At 71.4% G+C, this 6,187-nt stretch carries 8 protein-coding genes; 5 read left to right on the top strand and 3 right to left on the bottom strand.

Annotated features, from left to right (window positions below):
• Positions 1 to 162: 162 nt before the first annotated feature.
• The 3 genes from IE185_RS30115 to IE185_RS30125 all read right to left on the bottom strand — a co-directional run bounded on the left by IE185_RS30115 (position 163) and on the right by IE185_RS30125 (position 2,164).
• Entirely contained in the window at positions 163 to 453 is a 291-nt protein-coding gene (locus tag IE185_RS30115; RefSeq protein WP_138898068.1) for an antibiotic biosynthesis monooxygenase, read from the bottom strand.
• Between the two features lie 128 nt (positions 454 to 581).
• Positions 582 to 1,139 (bottom strand): hypothetical protein, encoded by a 558-nt coding sequence (locus IE185_RS30120; RefSeq protein ID WP_189716404.1) that lies wholly within the window; start codon positions 1,137 to 1,139, stop codon positions 582 to 584.
• Between the two features lie 122 nt (positions 1,140 to 1,261).
• Positions 1,262 to 2,164 carry an SCO2400 family protein gene (locus tag IE185_RS30125; protein ID WP_189716406.1) on the bottom strand — a complete coding sequence of 301 codons (903 nt, stop codon included), beginning with the start codon at positions 2,162 to 2,164 and terminating at the stop codon, positions 1,262 to 1,264.
• 661 nt (positions 2,165 to 2,825) lie between these two features.
• Here IE185_RS30125 and IE185_RS30130 point away from each other — a divergent pair.
• From IE185_RS30130 to IE185_RS30150, 5 genes are all read left to right on the top strand, one after another.
• The gene (locus IE185_RS30130; RefSeq protein ID WP_138898772.1) at positions 2,826 to 3,776 is read left to right on the top strand and encodes an NAD-dependent epimerase/dehydratase family protein; all 951 of its coding nucleotides are present in this window, start codon (positions 2,826 to 2,828) and stop codon (positions 3,774 to 3,776) included.
• A gap of 113 nt (positions 3,777 to 3,889) precedes the next feature.
• Positions 3,890 to 4,636: a TetR-like C-terminal domain-containing protein gene (locus tag IE185_RS30135; RefSeq protein WP_138898773.1), complete on the top strand. Its 747-nt coding sequence runs from the start codon at positions 3,890 to 3,892 to the stop codon at positions 4,634 to 4,636.
• Between the two features lie 125 nt (positions 4,637 to 4,761).
• On the top strand, positions 4,762 to 5,208 hold the full coding sequence (locus IE185_RS30140) for a DUF7144 family membrane protein (protein WP_138898774.1): 447 nt from the start codon (positions 4,762 to 4,764) through the stop codon (positions 5,206 to 5,208).
• Positions 5,209 to 5,318: 110 nt separating this feature from the next.
• On the top strand, positions 5,319 to 5,579 hold the full coding sequence (locus tag IE185_RS30145; RefSeq protein ID WP_138898775.1) for a ribbon-helix-helix domain-containing protein: 261 nt from the start codon (positions 5,319 to 5,321) through the stop codon (positions 5,577 to 5,579).
• Positions 5,576 to 6,019 (top strand): PIN domain-containing protein, encoded by a 444-nt coding sequence (locus IE185_RS30150; protein ID WP_138898776.1) that lies wholly within the window; start codon positions 5,576 to 5,578, stop codon positions 6,017 to 6,019. The genes IE185_RS30145 and IE185_RS30150 overlap by 4 nt, the downstream gene beginning before the upstream one ends.
• Positions 6,020 to 6,187: the final 168 nt, after the last annotated feature.

The raw sequence follows: 6,187 nt of genomic DNA on the forward strand, positions 1-6,187 counted from the left end.
GAACAGCGGCGGGGCCAGGGAATCCCGACATCGGGATCAGGGACATCGGGATCAGGGACATCGGGATCAGGGACATCGGGATCAGGGACGTCGGGAACGCCGGCATCGGGAACCGACTCAGGGGAAACGTGTTCCGAGGGAACGTGTTCCGTAGGGCGCGTCCTACGGAATCGCGAGCTCACCGCCCCGGTAGTAGCCCTCGCGCTCCTCGACGACGTACGGAGCCATGGCATCGCGCCGCTGCTTCTCCGCGTCGGATCCCCGCCAGGAATCGCACGCCTGCCTGGATTCCCAGAACGACACCCCGGTGACCTCCTCCCCGTCCTCCGACCAGTACGCGAAAGCTCTGCGCATGCCGTCCGGGTGCGCGCTCGGTCGCCAGGCCCTCTCGAAGTCCTCCAGGGCGCCCGGCCTGACGCGGCGTGTCGTCACCCAGACGAAGTGCTCGTCCATCGTGGCCTCCTCCGGAGCGCCGGTTCGGTTCGCTCGCGCTCCCTCCGACCACCGTAGGCGCGCACCGGGACCACCGCCCATCGACGGCCGGGCGCCCGGCGGAAGGCGTTCCGGCGCGGCGGACTCTGTCAGCCGTCGTCTTCCGCGATCGCCCACGAGGGACGGGTGGGCGAGGGAGGCCGGTGCCGCGGGAGGCCCGTCGTACCGCTGACGCTTGTCCTGTCGACGCCGGAGGCCGGTGCGCTGGGCGGGGGCAGTGGGCCGAGGGCCGGCCAGGGCCGGTAGGCGTCGGGAGCGCGGGGCGGGGCGAGGCGGGAGATCTCGTCGTGGGACAGGCCGAGCAGCCGGCCGGCGTCACTCTGGCTGACGCGCCAGTCCTGGACCAGGGTCCGGGCGGCGACGGCGAGGACGTGGTGTTCGGCGCCACCGTCCGTGGCGCGGTGCGCTTTCCTTCTCCGTACGCCGCGCTGTACGTCGTGCAGGAGCGCGGCGAACTCGGGTACGACCAGCTCCACGGTGATCGTGGCCGGTCGAAGGCCGTGAGCCCGGGCGACGGCGTCGCGCGCCATCGTCTCGGCCTCGTCGAGGGTGCGGCACTGGGTGTGGACGGCGGCTTGCGGGATGTCGACGGCCCACCAGCGGCCGATCCTGTGCAACCGCGCTTGGGCCTGGTATCCGGCACTCATGGGCTCAGCCTCCTTGGGGGTGCGGTGGCGAGGGCTGCGTGGCGCGGGTCGTGAGGGCTGGGTGTGACGCGGTCCTGAGCGTGAAGGAGGCGGCGGGTGTGGCTCGGGTCGGCCTGCGGTGATCAGCCGAGACACACCCCGATCAGGCACACGTGCGCCGGTGACGTGGGCTCGTCCGCCGGTGCCTGCGGCAGGAGGCCCACCACGGTGCCGATGACGCCGGGGCGTTCGGCGGAAGCCGGCGCGCTGGTCTCCGGGGCGGGGGCCGAGGGCGGGGTCGGGGCCTGCGGACCGTCGGGGTTCGTGGCGCCGGTGGCACCGCCACTGTCGCTGCCACCGCCACCGCCCGCGCCCGTCGCCGGTCCGGGAGCAGCTTCGGCTGCCGTCCCGGGTGCCGCCGTGGACACGTGCTGCGCCTGCGCGCCTCGGGGCGCGGGTGCGGCGGCCCGGTCCGTGGCGGCGGTGCGGTCCTGGCGGTCCGTCGGCGCGTCGGGAGATGCGGCGGGGGCGGTGTTGTGCTGCCCGGAGGCCGGGACGTCCGGGCGCGTGGCGCGGTCCTGCGCGCTGCGGGTCTTCGGCTGCTCGGACGGCGAGTCGCCTGCCGCTGCCCCGGGCGTGGTCGACGCGTTCACCGGCTCCGGCGGCGGGGCGGCCTGGGTGTGCCCGGCGGACGGCCGGGTGGCCGACAGGACGGCCACGGTCAGGCCGCCGCCGAAGAGTGCGACGGCGGTCGCGGCCGCTGCCCGACGCCGGTGCTTCCTCCAGCGGGCGAGCTGCCGACGCCGGGCCGCCCGGCCCCGGCCGGTGGCGGCCGCCCCCGCGAAGCCGCTGGACGACGCGGTGCCCGGAGTGCCTGAGGCGTCCGAGGTGGCCAGGGCTTCCGGCGGGTCCGGCGTCGCGGTGTCGGTGTGGTGAGCGCCGGGGATCAGGTCGGCGGGCGGGGCGATGTCCGGAGCGTATGCGCCGCATCCGGGACACACGAGAGCGCCGTTGAGATGCCGGCGGCAGGACGAGCAGTAATCCATCTGCGATCTTTCTGCTGACTGCGCCCCCAGGGACGCGCGACCTGTTCCAGTTCGCACGCGGGATCGCACGCGGGATCGAGCGGCGCTCACGCTAGCGGGGCTCGTCGAAGGTGCTGCGCAGTCCTTGTGAGGCTGCTGCGAAGATTTCTTGCCGGGCGGCCTGTGACACAGAGTGATCAGAGGCGAGTTCTGTGGCGCGGAGTAACCGGAGAGCAGCCGACGCCGACCGCGACCGCTGCTCCCCCATACGCGCCCTGAGCACCCCGGGGCACCTGCGCCCAGGACCCACCGGACGACCGCGTACGCCTCCTGCCACCTGCGCCGCCGCCGACCGCCTGCGGTCCACTACCGACCGCCGCCGGGCGATGTCCTCCGGCCCGCCCCTGGCCATGGGCCCCCAGCCCCGGAACACCGTCCACGGCCCACCGCCCACGCCTCACCCACGAGGCGGCGGACATGCACCCGTCAGGAGCCATCCCCATCGGTGACCGTCACGAGGCCCCACGAGCGACCGGGCGGGCGCACCCGCAGTAGAGACGGTTGGGCCCGACTACAGCCCTCAACCCTCGTCACCGCAGCGCCTCCTGACGGACCAGAGCACTGTGCCGCCGACTGGGCGAACAACGAAGGCCCGCGCAGGCACTCGCGCTAGTGTGCGGGGGTGAGCGTTCATGTCGTTGTCGGGTTCGGGCCCGCCGGAGCAGCCACTGCTCGGCTGCTGGCCGCACAGGGCCATTCCGTACGAGTCGTCACCAAGTCGGGCCGCGGCCCGGAGCCCGGCATCGAACACATCGCACTGGACATGCTGGACACGGCGGACAGTAAGCGGCTGATCGACATCGCGCAGGACGCCACCGCGCTCTACAGCTGCGGCGCACCGCCCTACCCGCGCTGGGCGAGCGAATGGCCGCCGATGGCGGCTTCGCTCTGCGCGGCGGCCGAGGCGACCGGGGCGGTGCTGGTCATGCTGGGCAACCTTTACGGCTACGGTCCGGTGGACGGCCCCATGACCGAAGAAATGCCGCTCGCGGCCACCGGCCCCAAGGGCCGGGTGCGAGCCGCTGTGTGGGAGCTGGCACGACAACTGCACGAGCTGGGGCGCATCAAGGCGGTCGAACTGCGGGCGTCGGACTTCTTCGGCCCGGGAGTGACTGACGGCGGGCACCTGGCGGGGCGGGTCGTACCGCGCCTGCTGCGCGGCAAACCGGTCTCCACGCTCGGCGACCCGGACGCCCCGCACAGCTGGAGTTACGTTCCCGACGTGGCCAGGGCCCTGGTCGAGGTCGCGGGCGACGCACGGGCCTGGGGCCGGGCCTGGCACGTACCGACGGCGCCCCCGCTGTCGACCCGGGAGATGGTCGACCGCCTTGCCGGACAGGCGGGGACGGGACCGGTCGCGGTACGCAGACTGCCGCCGGCCGTGGTGCGCGTCGCGTCGTTCGTCTCCCCGCTGCTCCGCGAACTGGACGAGATCCGTTACCAGTTCGACCGTCCCTTCGTGGTTGATTCCAGCGCGTACGAGGCCCAGTTGACGGTACGAGCGACTCCGGTCGAGGAGCAGATCGAGGCGACGGTGGCCTGGTGGCGCGATCGGCTGAACACCACCGGGTGACCGGTGCCCGTACCGGCTCACGACGCGCTTCGCCTCACACCACACCACTGCCGAGATCTCACCCAACTCAGCTGCAAGCCAACGCACTTGTGGCTGCCGGTTACGGTTGGAGCATGAACACATTCGGAGCGAGTGCCATGGGCGAGGACTCTGGTACGGCGGCGGCCATCAAAGTCACCGCACGCCAACTGCTCGGGAAGCTGGGCGCCGGAGGGCTGTCCCTGGACGCCGTCGCGGATGCCGGGGGCTTCGCCGTAACCGACGTGGAAGCGGTGTTCCCGCACCGGGACGACCTGCTGACCGCGTTGGTCATCGACGCGTACGACGGGTCCGGCGCCGCGATGGAGCAGGCGGATCAGCACGCGAGGGACGCCGGCGCTTCGTCGGGCGCGCGGCTTCTGGCGGTCACGCGCGCCCTGCGGCACTGGTCCTTCGACAACCCGGCGGAGTTCACCCTGATCTACGGCTCGCCCGTACCGGAGTACCACGCCCCGCCGACCACGGTCCCAGCCGCCTCGCGCACCCCGGCGGTACTGGCCGGCATCGTGCGCTCGGCCCTGGAATCCGGCGAGCTCACCCCGCCCCGGCGCACGCTCCCCGGCCCACCGCTGCTCCTGCCGCAGGCCGTCGCGCTCTTCGGCGGTGTGCCGGAGGCCCCGTTCGTGGACCTCGTCGAACGCGGCATGGTGCTGTGGAGCAACATCATCGGCCTCCTGATCTTCCAGGTCTTCAGCCGCACCCACGACAGCGTCCGTGACGAGTCCGCGTTCTTCGACTACGCGGTAGCGGTATCAGCCGAGGCAGTAGGCCTGACGGTCCGGGCGGACGAACCCTTCGCTCCTACCACCGAGCCCCGCTGAATCGAGGAGCCACGGCGGCGACCGGTTCGGGATGCCGACGGAGAACCGTCGTGCCACGCTGACCGTGATCGCGCCGCTCCGAGAGTTCGGCTGACCGGATGAGTCTGCCACCGTAGGAGTTCGACATGGCCAGTGACGCCGCCTCCTCCGGAACGGCCCGTGCCACCCCGCGCCCATGGCATGCGCCCACGTCAGGTACCACCGCCTTCGCAGCCGCACTGATGATGTTCGGTGGCGCGATGTCGATCTTCGAAGGCATCGCGGCCATCGCCAAGGACGATCTGTTCATCGCGACGCGCCACTACGTCTTCCAGTTCAGCCTGGCGGGCGAGGGCTGGGTGCACCTCATCCTGGGCATTGTCCTGGTCGCCGCGGGGTGCACCGTGCTCAGCGGTGCGCTGTGGGCCCGCTTCTTCGGCGTAACAGTGGCGGGGCTCGGCGTGATCGCCAACTTCCTGTGGGTCCCGTACTGCCCCCTGTGGGCCCTGACCTTGGTCGCCGTCAACGTCTTCATCGTCTGGGCCCTGTGCACCGGCATGCGCAGAGAGGCCGGCGACGGACGGCGGGCGTGAGCGCTCAGGCCGGTCCGGGCGCAGCACACAGCGGCGGACGCGGCGAGCGCGTGATACTCCCTGCAGCGCACATACGTACACCATTCTGGTACATGTACTAGGGTTGGCGCATGTCGATGAAGCGCACCAACGTCTACGCCGACCCGGAAGACCTCGCGATCATCAAGGAAGCGGCCAAGCGCCGAGGTATTAGCGAGGCTGAGATCATCAGGCAGGGCATCCATCTCGCCGCGATGGCCAACCGGGTGTGGGACGAGCCACTGTTCTCCCGTACCTTCGCCGGCCCTGGGCGCACCCTTCGTCAAGACGAAGTGCGTGACGCCGTCGCCGACGCCGTCCAGCGCGAGACGGATCCCGGAACCGTCGCGTGATCGTCGTCATCGCCGATACGTCCGGCCTGCTGGCCGCCCTCGATTCAACGCACCCCGAGGGCGAGGCGGCCCGGGAAGCGATCATGGCCGCCGGGCTGCTCGTCATGTCTCCGTTGCTGTTGGCCGAACTCGATCACGTGGCTGCCCGGGAACTCGGCCGTGAGGCCGCGGTGAGTGCGATCGAGGACATCCGGGGCTGGATGCGCCGCGGCCGGGTCTCCGTACCCGAGATCACTGAGGAACGCCTGGGCGTCGCCCAAGCCGTCCGTGCTCGCTACCTGGGACTCGATCTGGATCTGGCCGACGCGGTGAATGTGGCCCTGGCGGCCGACTACGACACCGACGCGATCCTCACCCTGGACCGACGCGACTTTCGTGCCGTCCGCCCTCTCGGCCGCCACAAGGCATTCCGAGTACTGCCCGACGACTTGCCCCTCTGACGGGCCGGGGGCGCCAACTGATGCTTCCCGTGGGGCTGAAGCCCGCAGGAGGGGCTCAGAGGGTGCGCTACGCCTGAGCCGCTCTAGACAACAAAGAAGCCCCGGGCTCGCGGCGAATTCCAGGGGTCGTTGCAACACAAGTGATCAACTGGCTGTGGCCAGGAGCTT

It is taken from the genome of Streptomyces chryseus, assembly GCF_014650755.1.
GTDB classification, from domain to species: domain Bacteria; phylum Actinomycetota; class Actinomycetes; order Streptomycetales; family Streptomycetaceae; genus Streptomyces; species Streptomyces chryseus.